This is a genomic window from Polycladidibacter stylochi (assembly GCF_001562055.1).
Lineage (GTDB): Bacteria > Pseudomonadota > Alphaproteobacteria > Rhizobiales > Stappiaceae > Pseudovibrio > Pseudovibrio stylochi.
The window spans coordinates 1-19,040 of sequence record NZ_LLWE01000042.1; the positions used below are offsets into that span (position 1 = coordinate 1).

General features: G+C 45.3%; 21 protein-coding genes and 1 pseudogene. 7 read left to right on the forward strand and 15 right to left on the reverse strand.

Annotated features, from left to right (window positions below; translation table 11 throughout):
* Window positions 1–160: 160 nt before the first annotated feature.
* The 4 genes and pseudogenes from AYK67_RS17810 to AYK67_RS15835 form a co-directional block, all read right to left on the reverse strand.
* Window positions 161–332: pseudogene (locus AYK67_RS17810) on the reverse strand (transposase); the annotation flags it as partial.
* Between the two features lie 61 nt (window positions 333–393).
* Window positions 394–774, reverse strand: a complete 381-nt coding sequence (locus AYK67_RS15825) for a DUF1622 domain-containing protein (protein ID WP_068089126.1) — start codon at window positions 772–774, stop codon at window positions 394–396.
* A gap of 100 nt (window positions 775–874) precedes the next feature.
* Complete coding sequence (locus tag AYK67_RS15830) at window positions 875–1,627, reverse strand: flavodoxin family protein (RefSeq protein ID WP_068089129.1); 753 nt, start codon at window positions 1,625–1,627, stop codon at window positions 875–877.
* Between the two features lie 379 nt (window positions 1,628–2,006).
* Window positions 2,007–3,296, reverse strand: a complete 1,290-nt coding sequence (locus tag AYK67_RS15835; RefSeq protein WP_068089134.1) for an O-acetylhomoserine aminocarboxypropyltransferase — start codon at window positions 3,294–3,296, stop codon at window positions 2,007–2,009.
* Window positions 3,297–3,604: 308 nt separating this feature from the next.
* On the opposite strand from AYK67_RS15835, the gene AYK67_RS15840 reads away from it, so the two are divergent.
* The gene (locus AYK67_RS15840; RefSeq protein ID WP_162265132.1) at window positions 3,605–4,432 is read left to right on the forward strand and encodes a Cof-type HAD-IIB family hydrolase; all 828 of its coding nucleotides are present in this window, start codon (window positions 3,605–3,607) and stop codon (window positions 4,430–4,432) included.
* A 74-nt stretch (window positions 4,433–4,506) separates the two neighbouring features.
* Here the strand turns inward: AYK67_RS15840 and AYK67_RS17385 are convergent, their stop codons facing one another.
* The 6 genes from AYK67_RS17385 to AYK67_RS15870 all read right to left on the reverse strand — a co-directional run bounded on the left by AYK67_RS17385 (window position 4,507) and on the right by AYK67_RS15870 (window position 9,322).
* Window positions 4,507–5,118, reverse strand: coding sequence for a hypothetical protein (locus AYK67_RS17385; RefSeq protein ID WP_206597554.1), 612 nt, complete (start codon window positions 5,116–5,118; stop codon window positions 4,507–4,509).
* A gap of 168 nt (window positions 5,119–5,286) precedes the next feature.
* Window positions 5,287–5,709: a MerR family transcriptional regulator gene (locus AYK67_RS15850; protein ID WP_208976322.1), complete on the reverse strand. Its 423-nt coding sequence runs from the start codon at window positions 5,707–5,709 to the stop codon at window positions 5,287–5,289.
* A 328-nt stretch (window positions 5,710–6,037) separates the two neighbouring features.
* A complete protein-coding gene (locus tag AYK67_RS15855; protein ID WP_068089140.1) occupies window positions 6,038–7,216 on the reverse strand; it encodes an MFS transporter in 1,179 nt (392 codons plus the stop codon).
* 121 nt (window positions 7,217–7,337) lie between these two features.
* Window positions 7,338–7,850, reverse strand: coding sequence for a DUF2165 family protein (locus tag AYK67_RS15860; protein ID WP_068089143.1), 513 nt, complete (start codon window positions 7,848–7,850; stop codon window positions 7,338–7,340).
* Window positions 7,847–8,551 carry an HAD family hydrolase gene (locus AYK67_RS15865; protein WP_068089146.1) on the reverse strand — a complete coding sequence of 235 codons (705 nt, stop codon included), beginning with the start codon at window positions 8,549–8,551 and terminating at the stop codon, window positions 7,847–7,849. Before AYK67_RS15865 ends, AYK67_RS15860 begins: the two co-directional genes overlap by 4 nt.
* A 6-nt stretch (window positions 8,552–8,557) precedes the next feature.
* Window positions 8,558–9,322 carry an AfsA-related hotdog domain-containing protein gene (locus AYK67_RS15870; RefSeq protein WP_068089148.1) on the reverse strand — a complete coding sequence of 255 codons (765 nt, stop codon included), beginning with the start codon at window positions 9,320–9,322 and terminating at the stop codon, window positions 8,558–8,560.
* A 253-nt stretch (window positions 9,323–9,575) separates the two neighbouring features.
* Between AYK67_RS15870 and AYK67_RS15875 the strand changes: the two genes are divergently transcribed.
* Entirely contained in the window at window positions 9,576–10,343 is a 768-nt protein-coding gene (locus tag AYK67_RS15875) for a MerR family transcriptional regulator (protein ID WP_068089150.1), read from the forward strand.
* 111 nt (window positions 10,344–10,454) lie between these two features.
* Here the strand turns inward: AYK67_RS15875 and AYK67_RS15880 are convergent, their stop codons facing one another.
* On the reverse strand, window positions 10,455–10,871 hold the full coding sequence (locus AYK67_RS15880) for a CoA-binding protein (protein WP_068089153.1): 417 nt from the start codon (window positions 10,869–10,871) through the stop codon (window positions 10,455–10,457).
* A 119-nt stretch (window positions 10,872–10,990) separates the two neighbouring features.
* Window positions 10,991–11,818, reverse strand: a complete 828-nt coding sequence (locus AYK67_RS15885) for an enoyl-CoA hydratase (protein WP_068089156.1) — start codon at window positions 11,816–11,818, stop codon at window positions 10,991–10,993.
* Between the two features lie 270 nt (window positions 11,819–12,088).
* Between AYK67_RS15885 and AYK67_RS15890 the strand changes: the two genes are divergently transcribed.
* The 3 genes from AYK67_RS15890 to AYK67_RS15900 all read left to right on the forward strand — a co-directional run bounded on the left by AYK67_RS15890 (window position 12,089) and on the right by AYK67_RS15900 (window position 14,026).
* Window positions 12,089–12,532: a PaaI family thioesterase gene (locus AYK67_RS15890; RefSeq protein WP_068089159.1), complete on the forward strand. Its 444-nt coding sequence runs from the start codon at window positions 12,089–12,091 to the stop codon at window positions 12,530–12,532.
* A 202-nt stretch (window positions 12,533–12,734) separates the two neighbouring features.
* Entirely contained in the window at window positions 12,735–13,235 is a 501-nt protein-coding gene (locus AYK67_RS15895; protein ID WP_156453193.1) for a hypothetical protein, read from the forward strand.
* 428 nt (window positions 13,236–13,663) lie between these two features.
* A complete protein-coding gene (locus AYK67_RS15900; RefSeq protein WP_068089164.1) occupies window positions 13,664–14,026 on the forward strand; it encodes a VOC family protein in 363 nt (120 codons plus the stop codon).
* A 326-nt stretch (window positions 14,027–14,352) separates the two neighbouring features.
* Here AYK67_RS15900 and AYK67_RS15905 read toward each other — a convergent pair whose 3' ends face one another.
* A complete protein-coding gene (locus AYK67_RS15905; protein ID WP_068089167.1) occupies window positions 14,353–15,849 on the reverse strand; it encodes a glycosyltransferase in 1,497 nt (498 codons plus the stop codon).
* 500 nt (window positions 15,850–16,349) lie between these two features.
* On the opposite strand from AYK67_RS15905, the gene rplM reads away from it, so the two are divergent.
* Entirely contained in the window at window positions 16,350–16,814 is a 465-nt protein-coding gene (gene rplM, locus AYK67_RS15910; protein WP_068089169.1) for a 50S ribosomal protein L13, read from the forward strand.
* Between the two features lie 2 nt (window positions 16,815–16,816).
* Window positions 16,817–17,293 (forward strand): 30S ribosomal protein S9, encoded by a 477-nt coding sequence (gene rpsI / locus AYK67_RS15915; RefSeq protein WP_068089172.1) that lies wholly within the window; start codon window positions 16,817–16,819, stop codon window positions 17,291–17,293.
* Between the two features lie 132 nt (window positions 17,294–17,425).
* On the opposite strand, the gene AYK67_RS15920 is transcribed toward rpsI, so the two are convergent.
* Together AYK67_RS15920 and AYK67_RS15925 are read right to left on the reverse strand one after the other, a co-directional pair.
* Window positions 17,426–18,043, reverse strand: coding sequence for an outer membrane protein (locus AYK67_RS15920; RefSeq protein ID WP_156453194.1), 618 nt, complete (start codon window positions 18,041–18,043; stop codon window positions 17,426–17,428).
* 157 nt (window positions 18,044–18,200) lie between these two features.
* Entirely contained in the window at window positions 18,201–18,872 is a 672-nt protein-coding gene (locus tag AYK67_RS15925; protein ID WP_068089179.1) for an outer membrane protein, read from the reverse strand.
* Window positions 18,873–19,040: the final 168 nt, after the last annotated feature.

Genomic DNA, 19,040 nt, shown 5'->3' on the forward strand with positions numbered 1-19,040 from the left:
GCTAAACCGAGATTTCTTCATAAAACTAGTCCTCAATATGAGGCAACAATATCTCTACTTTTAAACTCAATCAATTTCCGGGGGGAATACCGTATCAAAAAACAGCCTTGTGCTTGTATGTTTGGCTAGGTCCTCAAAGTTATTTCAAAAGACCCTAGTTTGACCAGCGCACGAACCGGTTATAAATTGTCTTATGTGGACCGTAGTTGTGTGGCGTATCGCGCTAGCGTAACCCATTGATGATTATAAAGATAATACCACTCATGATACGCGGTCATCAATCCTTGATCGGCGCTATGTTCTTGGGGAGAGAAGAGCCGTAGCAGCTCCATCTGTAATTCCGTCAGCCAGTTAACTAAAATGAAGCAGGTCGGCCCCAAAAGAACAATGAGCCTAGTTATGACTAGAAAGATTTTCACTTTTAGTAATATGTTCTTGCTGTACTTGTTTTAAATCTAGGCCAAGGAAAAAAGCAAGAGCAGAACGGATTAATACAAAAACGGCAAGCGTAATGAGTGTATTTAGGTCTTTAGCAAGACCAGACTTAATTACATCGGAGATGACCATAAAATCGATCGCAAGTATGACCTGACTTAAAAACTCCATTCTCATATTTTGGTAAGCAAGAGCACAACTTAGCCCACTTAGGCGATGCAACTCGAACTTTACATATTGTAGAACGAACTTTCCCGCAGTAACCATAAGAATTATGTAACCGATAAAATCAATTAAAATGGTTAAGTATTCTAGAGCCTGTGAAAAAGGTAGTGACATCGTCCTGTATATTCCTTTTCTTACAAAAACGGCTACTCTACTGCCAGCAGGTTACTTTTAATTGCAAACTACTGGCAGTATACGACTTATACTCTGATTGTCAGTCTGGCATGTGTTCTTTCATGAAGGCCATAGCTTTTTGCATTGCCTGCATTTTAATTTTGTTACGTTCCATCATTTTTTTATTGTGCTGTTTGATAGAAATCGTAAATGGATTTTGCTGCAGAACTTTGGCGATATGTAGTAAATTAATGGCAGTTAGTTCGGCATTTCGTCGTACATATGGGGAAAGTGCTCCACCTGCTTCAATAAAACTTGCACCAGGGCCAGCATCTCCCACCCAATATAGATCGGTATTTGGGGGAGCGGTGGCACCAAAGTGAAGTAAGTTCGCAATCGTGTTTGCAACGCAATTATGACTGCCATCTTCATTGCCAGTCACAACACAACCAACAACAGAACCGTATAATGGAAATTGCCCTGTGTCTTCACAAAGCACAGTCTTAGTTGAGCCATCTAGGCGTTCTATGACCCGTTGCATTATCGAAGAGCGTACCCCCATCCATATTGGCATAGCAGGGATGATAATGTTACATCTTTTGATCTTATCTAGTATGAGAGGCCATTGGTCTCCGTCTCCTTCATCGTTGGAAACCCCAGGCTTTATATTGTAATCAACAACTCGAATGATTTCACAGTCTATATCTGGCTCATGGTGCTTTAATCTTTGAATTAATAAATTGCAAAGTGCCTCAGTATTTGAAACTTCAGGTCCTTGTTTTAATGTGCAATTAAGAAATACGGCTTTAAGGGGACCATCTTTCTTCATGCTATGAAATAATGAAATTGGCATTATCTTCTCCATTCATATTTCTGTAGATGTAGAAGAAGTTATCGACGATTAACAAATATAACTTTAGGTAGTTAGAAGAACTTTTATAAAAACACATGAAATCTATTAGCTTTTAATGAATATATATAGTGCATCAATTTTATTTATAAAAGTAAATATTTATTATGTTGGTCTTTGTCTTTTTTATTTCTTATGAATAACTATTAGTTTAGCAAGTGTTGAAGGCGTTGGGTCGAAAATTTAAAGACAAATACTATAGTTATTTTAAGAGAGGGATCAGTGAGTTGTTGTCTTGCAATTGGTTTTAATAACAGCGCACTGTATTATTGGTACGCTGTTATTGGCTTTAGAATTGAGAGGGCACTAATGTGATTTGCGCTTACAGCGGGGTTTTGGCCAAGGCCTGCTCCAGATCCGCGATTATGTCCGCGGCATCCTCAATGCCAATGGAGAGGCGGATGACATCGGGTCCGGCACCGGCAGCGGTTTTTTGCGCGTCGGTCAGCTGGCGGTGGGTGGTGGAGGCCGGGTGGATGATGAGCGAGCGGGTGTCGCCAATATTGGCCAAATGCGAGAACAGCTTGACGTTCTTGACCAGATTAACACCGGCGTTATAGCCGCCTTTCACGCCAAAAGTGAACACGGCACCCGCGCCATTGGGGCAGTATTTTTGTTGCAACGGGTGGTAGGGGTCGCTTTCCAGCCCTGCATAGGAAACCCACTCAACCGCCTCGTTACTGCTAAGGAACTGGGCAACCTTCAGCGCGTTGTCGCAATGGCGCTGCATGCGCAAGGAAAGGGTTTCAATACCGGTGAGCAGCATAAAGGCGTTTTGCGGCGAGATAGCTGGTCCCAAATCGCGCAGGCCCAACACGCGACAACAAATGGTAAACGCCATAGCGCCAAAGCTTTCGTGAATGACAATATCATTATATTCGGGGCGCGGGGTGGAGAGCATGGGGAATTTGTCGCTTGCCGACCAGTTAAACGTACCGGCATCAACAATCGCGCCGCCCATGGAGTTGCCATGACCGCCCATGAACTTGGTGAGGGAATGCAACACAATGTCGGCACCGTGCTCAATCGGGCGGCACAAATACGGTGTTGCCATGGTGTTATCGACAATCAACGGCACACCGGCGGCCCTGGCCACCTTGGAAATCGCGGCGATATCCATTACCACGCCGCCGGGGTTGGCAAGGCTCTCAATAAGGATGGCGCGGGTGTTTTCGTCAGCAGCGGCGGCAAAACTCTCGGGGTCGTTGGCATCGGCCCACTTCACGTTCCACCCGAAATTCTTAAAGGAATGGTTGAGCTGGTTGATAGTGCCACCATACAACTTTTTAGAAGCCACAATATTACAGCCTGACTCCATAAGGGCATGGAAAGCCAGCAGCTGGGCCGCATGACCGGAGGCGGTCGCAAGAGCAGCGGTACCACCTTCCAGCTTGGCCACGCGTTCTTCCAATACAGCGGTGGTTGGGTTGGTGATGCGGGTATAAATATTGCCAAATGCCTTAAGGCCGAACAAATCGGCCGCGTGGTCAACATCATCAAAAACATAAGCGGTGGTTTGATAAATTGGTGTGGAGCGGGCACCGGTGGTGGGATCTGGCGCCGCACCGGCATGAATTGAAAGAGTATCGAAACCCTGCGCTTTGTCGCTCATTTAATGTCCTCTTTGGGCTATAATTGACTTTTTTTATTGCTCTTTGATTTGTTTGCTTGCAAATCTTGTGGGGATTTATGCCAGTTTTGGCATATCGTTGGCAAGTTGCAAGAATGAATATAATGTGCTTGTTTTGTGCCCCTTCAATAAAAGTTAACCTGTTGGTATTCTGTCGTGAACTAGTAAATTTCCCTAGGTCCTATTTTGGATGATAATCTGTTAGAAGCGTTACGGCATGTTGTGCTGTATCTTGATTTATGAAGAGCAGCCTATTGCGATTTTGGCGCTAAGGAAGAATGGAGATTTCATTGCCATCTCAAGTAGGAGAAATTCGTCTGGTTGCTTCGGACCTGGACGGGACATTGCTAGCGCCCGATAAAAAACTGAGTGCATTAAGCATTCAAACACTGCAAGAGCTGCATGATACCGGGAAAATATTTGTTTATGCCACGGGCCGGCATTATCTGGATGTTTGCGAAATAGGTCAGGTTACCGGTAAACCTGCCTTTATGGTCACTTCGAACGGTGCACAAGTACACGCCACATGTGGCACAGTGGTTTCTCAAACCCTGCTAGACGGCGATCTCGTGACGCCCCTGTTGGAAATGTCACAGGAGCATGAGGGGGTGGTTGTCAACATATACACCATCACCCACTGGTGGAGCTCGGTAGAAACCGAGTGGATGCGCGAGCACAAACAAGAATTTAATATGGCTCCTCAGTTTTTTGAGGGCGGCCCGGTGCCGACCAGCGACGTGCTTAAAGTGTTCTTCAATCAAACTGAAGGCAACTATGACATCTTGGTAGAGCTGGAAGAGCGTATTATCGAACGTTTTGGCGAGCAAGTTCACGTGTGCTTTTCATCACCGCAATGCCTTGAGGTGATGGCCAAAGGGGTTTCCAAGCTGTTTGGTTTGCAGCAGGTGGCCAAAGCCCATGACATTGAACTGGATGAGTGCCTGGCCTTTGGTGATGGCATGAACGATGTAGAAATGCTGGGTGGGGTTGGTCGTGGTGTTTTGATGGGCGGTGCCCACGAGCGCGTGCGCCGTACCGTGCCTCAAGCCGAGCGAATTGGCGTTTGTAGCGAAGATGCGGTAGCAAAATACATTCAGGCAGCAGTGCTTAAAAAATAACGGCAGGCTATTTTTACCTGTTAGAACAAATAAAGGCGGAGCCGTTGGGCTGCCGCCTTTTTGTTAGAGAAAAGTCATTTATTCGCTGGGCTTGCCAACTGCATTTTCTGTTGGGCTTCTGGCCTTTCTGCAAGCCAATTGTCATGCAGCCATTTTTCTGTGCGCCGGTTCCCTGGGATGGTGCGCCAGTAAATGTCGCGCTCAAACACCATGACCTGCTTTTGGGGGCCGACAATCACCCAGAACCACAGTTTATCTTTGTTTGTAGCGCGCATTTTTACTTTCATGCCAGTGAGTGTGAGCGATTGTTCTTTTCCATCCTTAAGTACGCGAATGGTTTCATCGTGCGGCGCAATCCAGTGTACCTTATGGGCATCCAGTAAGTCAGGTGCGTGCTTTGAAAGCACTTGCATGGCAATATCGTGTGCCTCGTCTTTACTTGGCAAAGGTGCGGGGGCAGCCATGTCTGCTGTCATGCGCACATAACCAAGCAGGCGGCCATCGTCACGAGTGATGGACGAGATATGCTCGCCGCCCAAATGAGCGTTACTTCCATTACGACGCATACTGCGGGTGAGAGTAGCGTTCTTCTTATCTACTTCTACTTGCATTGTTGCTGTGGGGGTGAAATCGGCAGGTTGGGCGGTGCCAAGCCAAAGGAGGGATAGGGTAACTGCGGTATTCATGACTGGTTTCCTTTCGGAGCTGCGATAAGTGCAGGACATAAAACACGAGTAGTTATTAATATCTATCTTACGTTAACTGTAGAAATAAAATGTGATAATACTATGACTACACAGTGATTAATTGTTAGCCGCTGAACAGGTAGTTGTTCCGTTTTGTTTACCGGTAATTCAAAGAGCGGAATTGGGCCGTTTTTCGCGTCGTTCGGATGCCTCTTGATACAAGCGTTCCATATGTTTGATATTTTTTATTAAATCACTGCGAAATTGGCTAAGCTCATCGATTTGACTGTCAACTTTTGTAAGTTGTTTTCTAAGAATTTCAATGACCCTTTGTTTGCCAGCGAGCTGAGAACCCTCCTCGGTGAAGTAAAGATCAATTACATCGACAATTTCCTCCAAAGAAAGCCCTAGTTTTTTAAGGGCAGCAATTTTTTCCAGTCGTTGCAACGTAATCGTTTCATACAGGCGATGGCTGGCTCCGGCTCGCTGTAGAGGCGTAATCAGGCCGAGGCTTTCGTAATAGTGTACTGTGCGGGGGCTGACACCTGCCTTTTTGGTAAGTTCGCCAATTTTCATTGTTTCTTGTGTCAATGCTTTTGCCTTTATCAATATAACGTGAACTGTAGATATCATTATGTCGTATTTATGTCAACTCTGATATTTTAGTGAATGGCGTATTGCTAGGGCAATCAGGTCTTAAAGCTAAGGGTTTATATTCCCTCGTTATGATCAGGGCTAAGCAAGAAGGCAGGTGGTGATAGTCAAGCGATTCAATGGGGCCATGCAACAGATGACTGCCATATCTCCACTGCAAGGCTTTAATATAGGCAGGATTAGTTTTCATCATTTTCGCTTATGCGGGAGATAATAGCACCCCGGCTTCAAGAGGCTAACAGTCTGTCTGCCGAGGTGTAAACAATTAGTTAGTCGCTGTGGTTTCTGTGTTTTTTGAACCAAAGAAGGCGATCGCAAGTACAGCGACAAGCAGTAGGGTTGCTGCACAAAGTGGTATGAGTGTCGGAGAGAACTTTTGGGCTGCAATGGTTGCGGGTGGGGCCAGACTTGCCCCTACAAAAAGGCAGAATGTGTATAGCGACATTGCGAGGCCGCGATTATTTGGTTGTGTGTTCATCGCTAGCATGGTGATAACACCCGGAATTGCTAAAGCAATGCCTGAGGAAATGACAAATGAGGCGAGTGACCATGTATCGTTTCCCAAGAGTGGTAGTATTAAACCGATAGCAGCAACAATCATACCCAGCACAGCGATACGCTCGGGTTGTAAGCGCTGCGAAAACCAGCCAAATCCCAGCGTAAGAAATAACCCTGGTAGGCCCCAAAGCTTGATGATAGCGGCTTTACTTTCATTTATGCTAGGGATCAGGTTTAATTGGACCTGAAAAACCACAAAGGCAAACAGAAGGGTAAATGCAGCGACCCACAAAGAAGTAATGCGAGTATTAGTGAATAAGCCTAACAGTTTTTCACTGGTGCTTTGAATTTGGCTTTGTGATGTGTCGGCCATACCACTTTTGGGGGCGGAAACACTTTGGGGGATAAGATAAAAAAGCAATATGGCAGCAAGCGCATAAACTGGCGAGAGATACAGCATTAGCAAAGTTGGGCTGGTGTTGGCGTTTGCGGCCAGTAATTGGGAAAGAGGGGCGGCTGCCAAAAAACCAAAGCTTAACATTGCTACACCCTGAGCGCGTTTGGAAATGGATATTTTTTCCGAAATCATCGCCAAGGCTGTGGGTGGGAAGCTGGCTGCGATAAAGCCTTGGAGCCCGCGTAAAATTAAGAATTGAGGTAGGGAATTGCTCAGAGTGATGAGCGCTGTAATTACACTAAGACATGCGAGACCCACAATCATTACGATAACGCGGCCATATCTGTCAGACAGATTTCCAAAGACCAAGAAGCCCGAGGCATAAGCCAGGCCAAAAGCTGTGCTTGCCCAAGTGGCATCAGATGTGTGAGCTGCAAAGTGGTTGGCTACTGCTGCAGTTAAGGGAATAGTGAGGTATAGTTGGCCGACTACGAAGATCCCTGTGATCATCAAAGCAGCTAACAAATTGTATTGCTTGAAATTACTCATTTAACGTCAACTGTAAATTAGAGGATGAAATGGTTTTGGGCAATGGATAAGTAGAGCTTACTCATTTTTTATTCGCTAAATGATAACGGCAAAAATTAGAGTAAGCCCTGTTCCATTACCTCTATTGTTTGCTTTTTTGTAGTTCGTGAGGTTGATTTATGAAAATTAGTGCAGCTATGGACATAATGATCAGAGTCATATGCACATTCTGGATTGCACCTTGCTTCATCCAGTAACCAAACCAAAGACCGCCGCTCATAAACAACAGCCATAGGGCGATAAACATGGAGAGGGCGATGTTGCTCGTGACAAGTGCACGAGTGAAGTTTATTTCTTTTACTGCTACAACACCCATTAGAAAGGTTGCAACCCAAAGACAAAATGCTGTGAGTACTTGCCAAATTATGACAGTAACTAACACAACTTGGGCAGAACTGCCCGACCACGCACGCCATTCTAGCCCATTTCCAAATACTGGGTCTTCGATTAATAGGCGCATGCTTAACATATTAGCGAGATGAACAACATTTGTACCCTGATCGGTTATGTTATTCAAAACAGCGATTGTCATCCAGACAGAGAGGCCTGCAATAATTGTGAAGCGGGGCAGTGCCCAAATCATTCGGTTATTCATAGGGTTGCCCCCATCGCTTTTAAAGGGTTTTGTAAGGGGATTATGGTCCAGCCACGTTCGACGGCTAAGTGCTCTGCAGCGCTGCTGCCTTCAACCAAGTTGCCATGACCGACTAAGCTTATGAAATCAGCGTCGGATATGTGATCACCAAATGCATAGCACAGGGCTGGATCAGCTTTATGGGTTGCCATGAATTTCCCGACTGCGTTTGCCTTACCTGCGCCAATCATACAATCGCCACTTAGCTTGCCCGTATAACAACCTTTGGAATCTGTTGAGAGCGCAGTTGCGAGCACATGACGTACGCCGAGCGCTTGTGCTAATTGGAAAAGAAAGTCAATCGCAGAGCCGGAAACGAAAACCGGCTCAAATCCATTTTTTTTTAAATCGTGTAATGCTTTCACCGTTTCAGGAATAAGGAACGGGCGATGTCCGTTGTTCGCCAATCGCATGTTAATATAGTCCTTTGCGATCTTACGCACCTCGATTTGCTTGAGACCTGCCAGAGAACGATAAAAATACCTATTGACTTCCTCACGAGGGATATTTTGCAGGCGCATATCTCGTAGCTGTTTCAATAGGCTTGCCGCATCGAGTTCATTAAAGTGAAAAGACAGTTTGTTGAGTATGGAAAACATAGTTTTTTCAAAAACCAACGTCTCATCGACATCAAAAAAAGCAAACTTATTGTTACCACTCATGAAGCTCTACCCCGCCGCCAGCATGTCATTCGTATTCACTTCATTTGCAATGTAAGGTACGGCATTTTGAGCGAGCAGCTCTTCAACCGCTTTTTGCGCGAGTTTTTCCTCTTTTGGTTTCAGCGAGGCTTTCTCGAAAACTGTGTAATCTACTAGGGTTTTGGCAACTCGTCGCTTGTCCTGATAGACTTCCAGAGTGGCAGCGAAAACGGCCCGGTCCGGGCGGGGTTGGGTGACAGAGTGCACCTGTTGTTTAACTGTTGTTGCAATGGGAAACGCAAATTGCTCAAACGCGATATCAAGCCGATTGAAAACCACATAACCACCGGCCGGAACGCCTAAATGTGCATATTGCGTTTCACTCACGGCTATGAACATTTGCCGTATGGCCTCGATAAGTAGCATGCCTTGCAAGTGGCACCCTGTCATGTGATCTGACATAATTTCATTGCGATCATCAATTAGAATATCTGCCTCAAATACGCCGTCTTCAATTTTACGTGGGTGTGAGATGAGTTCATTATGTACTTGATGTTTATGGCATACATCGCGCCCTGCGCGGTGCCGATCTTTTTCGAGTGTTTGACAGGGTAAACCAAGTGCATGCGCTAAAACCGAGATAACATGCGCATCTTGCTCGTGAATGCCCTGTCCTAACATGAATCCTTGATGGTCAGAGCCTCTCGTTAGCTCACGAATGGCCTGTTTTGATGTGATTGCGCCAGCAACATCGGCGAAATTCTTAAATCTGTCACCAACAATAACTTTCATAAAGTACTTCCTCATATGACCAAATCAATTAACAATGTAAAACTAACGTAAACTGTAGATTTGAGTCAAGAAAGATACTCCCTGTATTTTAATAGTATAATAGTTGTAGGGAGGTAGTATGTTTGGCGCGTTTCGTAAATTTAATTCAATAACATTTTTCGCTGCAACGCATCCAGCAGATCCAACAGATAATGTACCGCAAATTTATTAGGGCTGTTGACCCTCAAGCAGCGTGAGGCTGTATGTCTTGGCTATGGAACAACGTAGAAGAGAATACACAGTTGGTGAGTTGGCGCGAGCATCGGGCGTGCGTGTGAGCTTGCTACATCATTACGATCGTATTGGGCTGCTGAAACCCGGCGCAAAGGCTGCCAATGGCTATCGGATTTATTTTGAAGAGCAAGCCGTGAAGCTGCAGGAAATCCTTTTCTATCGTGCGGCAGGCATGTCGCTTGAAGAAATAGCGACGCTGTTTGAGCAAGGGGTGTCGCTGGAGCGGTTAAAAGCACATCGCAAAAAGCTTGTCATGGACCTTGCCAGCCAAGCGGCAATGATCGCGGCAATCGATCATAGTATTGCACATCTTAAAGGAAGTAAGAGCATGAAACTTGAAGAACTTTACCAGCCATTTTCTCTGCAAAAACAGGCGTCCTATGAAAAGTGGCTAATTGATACATATGGAGCTGATATGGCGCTTGAAATCCAAGAGGTCCGTGCGCACAATCGCCAGCAAACCGAAGGTGCGAAGCCGCAGGGCTTGGAGCGTTTACGAGGCATTGAAGCGGCATTGGTGGCGAACTATGAAGAAGGTATGCAACCGCAAGCGGCAAATCTCTTAGGCCACCAGCAATGGGTAGGCGACATGTGGGGCCGTGAATGTGATCGGCAGGCTTACGGAGAGCTGGCCGAGCTTTATCTCTCCCACCCTGATTTTATTGCAAGGTTCGAGAGCTTATCTCAAGGCTTTAGCCAGTGGCTCTATGAAGCCATGAAAGCTTGGTCAACTCGGCTCCCCAAATAGGACGTTGGGTCGTGCTTCAACTGTGCCAAGTGCTATTTTGAATTCAATAAAGTATACCCGCTGATTGCTCGATAAGCTCACGGCAGAAATCAGCGGGTTCTGTATGCTGCGTTAGCTCAGCTCGATTTTCGGGCAGCGGTTCATAACCACTTGCAGCCCGGCGTCTTCGGCCTTTTGCGCGGCCTCATCGTGGCGAATTTCCAGCTGCATCCAGATCACATCCGGCTTTTGCTCTAGCACAAGGGCTTCGTCTATGATTAGGGCGGCGGCCTCAGCATTGCGGAAGATATCAATCATATCGACCTTTTGCGGCAGCTCTTGCAAGCTGGCATACACGGTTTCGCCATTGAGTTGCTGGCCAGCTAAGCCCGGATTTACCGGCAATACCTTATAGCCTTTATCTTGCATAAAGCGCATTACCTTGTTGCTTGGGCGCGCTTCATTGGCACTGGCACCTACCAGCGCGATTGATTTCACTTTTCCTAGAATGTCTAGCGTATAATTTTGCGGGTAATTATCGTGGTTCATGTGCTGCCCTTAATTTTATATTTAATTCAATGCTCTGCTGGTTTATCAGGCGCTGGGCGCTCTACTAACGCCAAGCGCACCTTCATTCTTAATTGCTGCGGGTGTGCAAGACCATGCGCTTATTTGTCTTGCCACTGTGGTGTGCGCTTTTGCAAAAAGGCTTCAATGCCTTCTGCTGCGTCTTGCGCCATCATGTTTTCGCTCATCACTTGCCCCGTATAGGCGTAGGCTTCATCCAGCGGCATATCAATTTGCTTATAAAAGGCTTCCTTGCCGGTCTTTAGTGTCAGGGCCGATTTTGCAGCTATGGTTTCGGCGTATTTTTGCACAACGGTTTCAAGGTAGTCACGCGGGATAATACGGTTAATAAGCCCGAAATCCTTGGCGGTGGAGGCATCAATGCTTTCGCCGGTGAGCAGCATTTCCATCGCCTGCTTACGGCTGGCTGCGCGTGACAGTGCCACCATGGGGGTGGAGCAGAACAGGCCAATATTGACCCCCGGTGTACAGAAAGTGGCGGTATCGGTTGCCAATGCCAAATCGCAGGAGGCGACAAGTTGACAACCGGCAGCGGTGGCAACGCCGGTAACAACGGCAATTACCGGCTTGGGCAGATTGACAATTTGCTGCATCAATGCGGCGCATTTGGCAAAGGTTTCATCGTAAAAGGCTTTGCCGCCATCGGCATTGGCGCGGGCTGCTGTCATTTCTTTCAAATCGTGACCACCGCAAAAGACCTTACCCTCGGCACCGAGCAAAATTACGCGCACTTGCGGGTCACTGGCTGCCAGTGTTAACTCGTGCTGCAGTGCATCCATCATTGCCATGGAAAGGGCGTTCATGCGCTCGGGTCGCTGCAGTACCAGCCGTAATACATTGTTATGTAGCAACTTACCAATGAGTGGTTTGTCGGTTTGTGGGGTGTCTTGCGCTTCTGCTGTCATCATTTATCGCTTTATCTAAAGGTTAAAGACGTTCTTTGCCCGCAGTGTTGTGCAATTGAGCGCAAAGCTCAATGGTTTTAGGCGGTTTCTGACATATTTATATCAAGCACAGCCACCATCTTTTTTACAGCATTCGGCTATTGCGTCTTTTGGCTACGCAGAACCATATCCAATTGCGACCAATTATTCAGTTCGTAATGGCGGGGGCTGTGGCAAGCTGTGGGTTGCTAAGACGCTTTGAGTAGCTGGTAAAGCAAACGAGAGGAGAGGGCTATGAATATTGCGGTTACAGAACGATTAGCCATGGAGCGCGATGAGCTCGAAGCGTATTTGGCGCAGGTGTTTCCGCAAATATTTGCTCGTGCCAATGAATATTCGTTGGAAACAGTCGAGCTGGGGCGTGTGGTGGTGTGTTTACAAGCGGGTGAGGCGCATTTGCGACCCGGTAATACGGTAAGTGGTCCGGTACTGATGACATTGGCCGACCTTGCCGCCTACGCTTTGATCTTAAGCCACGAGGGTGAGCAGGCACTGGCGGTAACTACCAATTTAAATATCAATTTTTTGCGTAAAGCGGAAGCGGGGACTGTTTATGCCAGCTGCCGGTTTTTAAAGCGGGGCAAGCGCCTGATGGTGGTCGATTGCGAAATATACGGGGCTGATCGGCAGAAAGTGGTGGCGCATACAACCATGACCTACTCAATGCCGCCACGTTAAGCACTGAAATTCAAATAAAATCTCATGTGATGCAGGCTTGCGGTGATTACGAACCCTTGAATTTCATGGGTGTTTGCATCGCTATTTGTTCTTGAATTAAATATTTAAAGTTTTATTAATAATTTAAATATTTAGTGCTGGCGCTTGGTTTCGCATGGGGGAAATGCACTGTTGGCCTAGCACATCTTGTGGAGTGGTTGTTGTGTTGCGTTCTGCGTATTCGCTGCTTGGGGTGGTGGCTTTCTTTCCATTACAAATGTTGAGTTATTTTTTGAGCTGGTTGTATTTGGGCTTTCTAGCGCTCAATGTGGTGCTGGTTTTATTTGTCCCGATACTTTTCGATTTTTACGTGGCATCTGAGCCGCGTTTAATGGGGCAATTTCGCAATACAGCGTTTTATGAGGATACATCATTTTGGGGGGCACCACTTTTGTTTGCAATCGTGGTGTTTTTTAACCTGCTTATTGGAAATAGCCTATTGAATACTAAAATTTACCGCAATAGCTGGCATCTCTATAGGCCCGTGCATTATGCACCTGTATCAGTTGGTCAGTATGCCGTTGTACTTACCGGTCTGGGCTATTACGCACTATGTTTTGCTGTGGACTGGAGCCTGTACTCGCCACATGCGGAAGTGCTGTTTGATAAAGTTGCGCTGCTTTCTGCCGAAGTTGAGGGCTGGATAACAGCGCGCATTTCATAGCTGCCAACTGGAATGGTGTTAAAGGTGAAAATCGCGTTATTTAATGGCCGCTGAACTGTGATGCAACTAGTTGAGGTTTTACTAGTAGTTCCTGCGGGCATATTTTAACTAACATGAAGAAAGTTATTACCAAAATTGGGGGAGGCGGGCAGTTACAAATGCGGGAATATTAACTCATATTTCCCGTTAACAGGTAGTTGTTTGCTCCCATTTTAATTACAGGCGGTTATTCTTTTAAGTATTTATACTTTTTTGTAACTTGGGGCGGATCATGACGTTCTGAGCGTAAACTTGCTTTACCTGGAAAAATGAGTGTAAAGCAGTTTTAAAACAACTCGATGGTTATACTCACAATGCAAGTTGTTTTTAAAGTGACTTAAGTTCTAGATTTGACATTCTTGCTATCGAGTCGAAAGTTGAGTTTTTATATGCAAATTTTAAGAATTGAGCATGTTCAATTGGCCATGCCAAGCGGCGGTGAGGCAAAAGCGCGTACATTCTTTGTTGAACTGTTGGGCATGCGTGAAGTCTCCAAGCCGCAAGCGCTGGCAAATCGAGGTGGATGCTGGTTTGAGGCTGGCGCGGTTCACTTACATTTGGGGGTTGAAGAAAACTTTTTACCAGCTCGCAAAGCACATCCGGCTTTTGTCGTTTCGGATTTAACGCGACTGCGCCAAAGGTTAGAGGTAAACGGCTATAACTGCCAAGATGATGTAGCAATACAAGGGTTTAAGCGTTGCTTTGTAGCTGACCCTTTTGGTAACAGAATTGAGCTCATGCAAGCTCTGTGACTATTATATATTGGGCTACTTGTTAGCACTTTGAGGTTCACTCGTATTCACCATATTGATTGTGCGCAAAATGCCACTTTAAAGGCACGCTATTATAATGAAGCCGATACAAACAAGGACGGGGAGGCGAGTACGTATAACTCCGTGCAATCAAACGTTTTTAGCAGTTGCCGTTTAAGATGAAGTGCCTACACTATTTATAATAATCTGCGTTACACGCATTATAATATCTTGCGTTACATGTGGCCCGGTATCCACTTTAAGAAGGTGCGCCTTGAATGCAGTATAGCCGCTAGAAGCTAACGATAACGGCTCGTTATTCGCATTCAGCCGGGCTCTTTTATCGTCTCTACATCCCCGCGAGTTTCAATTGTAATCAACGGCGCTGTTCGGGGTGTTCCTGCACTACTATCAGGCTTAGGCACAGATACAGATTTGCCGGAAAGCGTGCTTTGTAGCTCATGGGGCGGAGGGCTGGTGTTTTCCTTTTCCCTCTTATGAATAGAGGGCGCTTTGATCGGTTCCTGCTCGCTAATATAGTCTAGAATATCGTCAGCTACATTTTTCCAGGTGCGTAGCTTTTCCTTATCGATCATTGCAGTTCGTTCTTGAAGATAATGACGATCCAGAATAGGGCGCTTTATGCAAGCGTAAAGTTCTTGGCCGTTATCTGGATCAGCGTAGTCGACGAAAGCACCACCAACCTCCGGTATTGAAGACTTGGAGGAAGCAACGCAAAACTTCCCGTGCCACAAGCTTTCACCGACGGGAAGGCCCCAACCTTCGTAACTGCTGGGAAAGCATGAGAAGAGACAATTTTTATAAAGAAACCCCAGCTCATGGTCATTAGGCTGGCCAATAAGCTCAAGGTGGTCTCGAATACGCTCCCAGGAAACCTTGAGTTTGAGTGCTTCAATTTCCCCCTGTTGTATGTTGCCAGCAATAACCAGTTTAGGCAGCTTACCCTTAGGAATGTCGTGGATGAATTGTCGCCAAATGGAAAGTAGGCGCATGCCATTCTTACGCCCTTCGAGAGGGCCAACAAATAAAACGTAATCTGTTGTTTTGAGTTTAGATACTTGCGGTCGAATCTCTAGTTTTGGTCCCGACAAAAACTCGTGGGACATAGGTATTACCTGAGTGGTGATTTTCTTTTGTTTTGTACCGCAATATATGCGCAAATCATTTTGTGTTGCTTTGGAAATGCAGAGCGCTTCGTTAATATGTGGCAATAAGGAATCCAGCCAATCGGTGAACGAGCGTGTATGCATGGAAAGTTGGTTCTCTTCAGCATAAACCGGAATTAAATCGTGAATCAAAGGCAGCAATCGCACCTTGGCTTTTGAGAGTTTGGCTAGGGCCTTAACGAGATGGGGTGTATCCCAGCCTGCTCCCATCATGAGTAGAGTATCGTTGTTACCTAAAGACACTTCCCCTTTAATAAGTGGGTGCTTTTTGGGCTTGGTAGCGCGTCGAAAACTATTAAAAATAAAACGGCGAACAATGTGATAGTTTCGTTTGACCGGTCTATTGTGATATTTACCAATCCGTACAGGGCGCACGTAATAGTACGAAACCGCTTTTCGAATGAATTCTTGGTTATAAATTCCGTTTTTGAAAAGCAGATCACAGTCAAATTCTTTGAAATGCTGATCGTAGGGATCTAGAAAAACGGCATGTATAGTCGTGCTCTTGCGCTCAATTTTCCTGAGCTCATTTAGTAGGGTGAGTACAACACGCTGAATACCACTTACACGCTTGTTGTGATGAGTGAAATGTATGATATCGCTTAAATCAATAAATATGCGGTTTTTGCTATCCATATAACCTTACCTTAACTATGCGTTATTCACAGTATAGATTGTGTTTTTGTTTGTTAATCCTATGAAATCTACGAATAAAAATAATTATAGGAAAGTGAGATAATTAATTAAAACTAATTAATTTTATATATTACGGGATTGGGAGTCGTAATTGCTTAATTAATTTTTTTTCTCTGTAATTATTTTAAAGAGAATTCATAGAAATTTCCGCGTCTGAGCTCTCACAGTATGTGGTTACTATTAAAACAAGTAGCGTCAGGTGAAATAAGTGTTCTCATTGTTCCTTTTATTATGGGATAAATGGCTAGAAAATTACGGTAATATAATACCGTTTTTATAAATAACTGTTTTTGTTGAGAAAAATATATCGAGTGCAGATAAAAACTTCTTGACCTTTAGATCGAGACCACGTATCAACCATTCCCGACAAGAGCGCACGCAAGGTTTCTTTCGTGCATGCCCTTACCGAAATTTCAACTGTCCAGTCAGGTACAGAATCTATGAAAACTCACTCTACCAAAGTGGCAGAGGTCGAGAAAAAGTGGATCTTGATCGACGCAGAAGGCATTGTTGTAGGCCGTTTGGCTTCATTCATTGCTAATCGTCTGCGCGGCAAGCACAAAGCGACCTTTACCCCACACATTGACGATGGCGACAACGTTATTGTGATTAATGCTGACAAGGTTATCTTGACCGGCCGTAAGTACGAAAATAAAAAGTACTACTGGCACACAGGTTACCCAGGCGGTATTAAAGAGCGTACAGCTCGTGCGATCATTGAAGGCCGTTTCCCAGAGCGTGTTCTGGAAAAAGCCGTTCAGCGCATGATGCCAGGTGGCCCGCTGTCCAACCGTCAGCTGTCTAACCTGCGTGTATACGCTTCCAGCGAACATCCGCATGAAGCTCAGTCTCCTGAACTGGTAGACTTCAAGAGCTTGAACAGCAAAAATGCGAAGAGGGGCTAATTATGTCTGAGCTACAATCCCTAGAGGATCTGGGCGAAGCAATCGCCCCAGCAGCGGCTGAAGCTCCTGTGCACGTTCAAAAACTGGACAGCCAGGGCCGCGCCTATGCAACTGGTAAACGTAAAGACGCGATCGCTCGTGTCTGGATCAAGCCAGGTACAGGTAAAATCACCATCAACAAGCGTGATTTTGCAACTTACTTTGCACGTCCAGTGCTGCAGCTGATCATTCGCCAGCCAATCATGCTCACAGAGCGTGACGGTCAGTACGACATTGTTGTAACTGTTTCCGGTGGTGGTCTTTCCGGTCAGGCCGGTGCGGTACGTCACGGTATCTCTAAAGCTCTTACATACTATGAGCCAGAGCTGCGCGGCGCACTGAAGAAAGAAGGCTTCCTGACACGCGATAGCCGTGTTGTTGAACGTAAGAAGTACGGTAAGGCGAAAGCCCGTCGTTCCTTCCAGTTCTCCAAGCGTTAATCTTCTTTCGCTTTACGATTTTCGAAAAGGGCTGCCCGAAGGGTGGCCCTTTTTGCATTTGTAAAAACCTCCATCTTAGGTGGAGGTTATGACTTTTAATCGCTGTCAAATAAAGATGCTTTAAAGTGTCGACTAAAAATGGAACGCAGCACCTAGAGCAAAAATATTATCTTTGGCACTAAAGTCGATTTTACTATCTAGATCGAATTCCTTTTTTTCCGAGCTGCGGTGCTGGAATTCGCCGCGAATGGATAGATTTTGAATTACTTTCATTTCTAAACCGGCACCATACGTATAGTAGGTGAGGGATTCTGTTTCGTCCTTCAAAATAGCAAGGACAGCATCTTTCTTTGAAATTTCTGTTTGTGTCAGGCCGATGCCATAGCGTAGGTAGGGCATGAAATTGCCTTGCGCAAAGCCGAGACGTGCAACTGCTTCGGCGCTGTTGCTCTGCTTGTAGCCATATTCTTTGACTTTATCTTCTAAAAAATTGCTACCAAACTGTGTTTCTACGCCCACAACCAAGTTGCTTCCAAGTGGTATATTTAGACCTGCGTAAGCGGATACAGTACCGGTTGAGAAATCAACTTTTTCTTCATTCGTGTGGTTATTAGGGGAAGTCTGCTGGTAGCCTGCTTTTATTCCAAAATATGGTCCTTGGAATCTTTGGGCGGGGGTCTGGTAGCCTCCAAAAGCATGCGCTGTTGCAGGGACTAGGAGAGCTATTGCGGTGAGAGCGAGTTTTTTCATTGCTTTACTGGGAGAGCCTGTCTTGTTTATTTGACCCAGTATTTTTGAATAGTTGTATTGCGTAGAGCTTGTGTCTTTCAATTTATACAATTGGAAGTTATTATCTAATGCAATAGTAGGATGTAGGGCGCTGTGTAAGAGCGCCCAAGGTTAAATCTTAAAAGTGATAGTTTAAGCCGATTTTGAATGAATCTGATGAAAGATTCAAACTTTCCTCATCAAAACTATCTTTATCTAAGCTATTATTTGATTTTTTGAATGTTTCTGAGCCTGAGAACGTGTGATTGTACTCTGCCAGGATTGAAAAACTATGTGATAGCTTAATACCTGCACCGGCACCCAATAAGGTGTAGCCGATAGCTTTTTCATTGGTAGTCTTTTTTGTATATAAAGTACTACCTGATCTAAACTGGGTATTGGTTACATATTTGGCTGATGTGGCACCTACACCAGCTGTGGCAAACAGCATGGCATTATCTTTTGCAAAACCCACACGAATGCGAGCTTCGCCGACTGCCAGCAGCTCCATGTTGCGGTTATTTTCTTCGAACTCTGCAGGTGCTGTTCCTAGGCTAAGCTCATAGCCCCATAAGAAGTTATTATTAACAGAATTGCCACCAACTGTAATTTCAAAGGTTCCTGAAGTCGCGTTGACCTCACTATCAAGAGCCTCAAATTCCAACGAACTTGTTCCAGACCCTATCCTAAGTCCAAAATAGGCACCGGACCAAGTGATGGGAACAGCTTTTTCTGTTTCAACCTGTTCTTTAGCATGTGCGTGGCCTGCTATAGTGCTTAGAGTGAAAGCAATTAAAAATAGTTTTTTCATTTCTACCTCTGGTTGTTTTTTTATGAGGTAGTATTTTTTTTAAAGGTTGGCAATAAATCTAACTATTTAAATAGTATTTTTTGCGGGAAAAGTAAGATAAAATTAATTAAAATTGTACTTTATAGTATTTGTTGTTCGTTTATTTATATGTAATAAATTCAATGTTAT

What these genes read in the sequence shown, in the direction of transcription:
- AYK67_RS15825 (WP_068089126.1), bottom strand. Translation starts at nt 774, where the DNA reads ATGTCACTACCTTTTTCACAGGCTCTAGAATACTTAACCATTTTAATT.
- AYK67_RS15830 (WP_068089129.1), bottom strand. Translation starts at nt 1,627, where the DNA reads ATGCCAATTTCATTATTTCATAGCATGAAGAAAGATGGTCCCCTTAAA.
- AYK67_RS15835 (WP_068089134.1), bottom strand. Translation starts at nt 3,296, where the DNA reads ATGAGCGACAAAGCGCAGGGTTTCGATACTCTTTCAATTCATGCCGGT.
- AYK67_RS17385 (WP_206597554.1), bottom strand. Translation starts at nt 5,118, where the DNA reads ATGAATACCGCAGTTACCCTATCCCTCCTTTGGCTTGGCACCGCCCAA.
- AYK67_RS15855 (WP_068089140.1), bottom strand. Translation starts at nt 7,216, where the DNA reads ATGAGTAATTTCAAGCAATACAATTTGTTAGCTGCTTTGATGATCACA.
- AYK67_RS15860 (WP_068089143.1), bottom strand. Translation starts at nt 7,850, where the DNA reads ATGAATAACCGAATGATTTGGGCACTGCCCCGCTTCACAATTATTGCA.
- AYK67_RS15865 (WP_068089146.1), bottom strand. Translation starts at nt 8,551, where the DNA reads ATGAGTGGTAACAATAAGTTTGCTTTTTTTGATGTCGATGAGACGTTG.
- AYK67_RS15870 (WP_068089148.1), bottom strand. Translation starts at nt 9,322, where the DNA reads ATGAAAGTTATTGTTGGTGACAGATTTAAGAATTTCGCCGATGTTGCT.
- AYK67_RS15875 (WP_068089150.1), top strand. Translation starts at nt 9,576, where the DNA reads ATGGAACAACGTAGAAGAGAATACACAGTTGGTGAGTTGGCGCGAGCA.
- AYK67_RS15880 (WP_068089153.1), bottom strand. Translation starts at nt 10,871, where the DNA reads ATGAACCACGATAATTACCCGCAAAATTATACGCTAGACATTCTAGGA.
- AYK67_RS15885 (WP_068089156.1), bottom strand. Translation starts at nt 11,818, where the DNA reads ATGATGACAGCAGAAGCGCAAGACACCCCACAAACCGACAAACCACTC.
- AYK67_RS15890 (WP_068089159.1), top strand. Translation starts at nt 12,089, where the DNA reads ATGAATATTGCGGTTACAGAACGATTAGCCATGGAGCGCGATGAGCTC.
- AYK67_RS15900 (WP_068089164.1), top strand. Translation starts at nt 13,664, where the DNA reads ATGCAAATTTTAAGAATTGAGCATGTTCAATTGGCCATGCCAAGCGGC.
- AYK67_RS15905 (WP_068089167.1), bottom strand. Translation starts at nt 15,849, where the DNA reads ATGGATAGCAAAAACCGCATATTTATTGATTTAAGCGATATCATACAT.
- rplM (WP_068089169.1), top strand. Translation starts at nt 16,350, where the DNA reads ATGAAAACTCACTCTACCAAAGTGGCAGAGGTCGAGAAAAAGTGGATC.
- rpsI (WP_068089172.1), top strand. Translation starts at nt 16,817, where the DNA reads ATGTCTGAGCTACAATCCCTAGAGGATCTGGGCGAAGCAATCGCCCCA.
- AYK67_RS15920 (WP_156453194.1), bottom strand. Translation starts at nt 18,043, where the DNA reads ATGAAAAAACTCGCTCTCACCGCAATAGCTCTCCTAGTCCCTGCAACA.
- AYK67_RS15925 (WP_068089179.1), bottom strand. Translation starts at nt 18,872, where the DNA reads ATGAAAAAACTATTTTTAATTGCTTTCACTCTAAGCACTATAGCAGGC.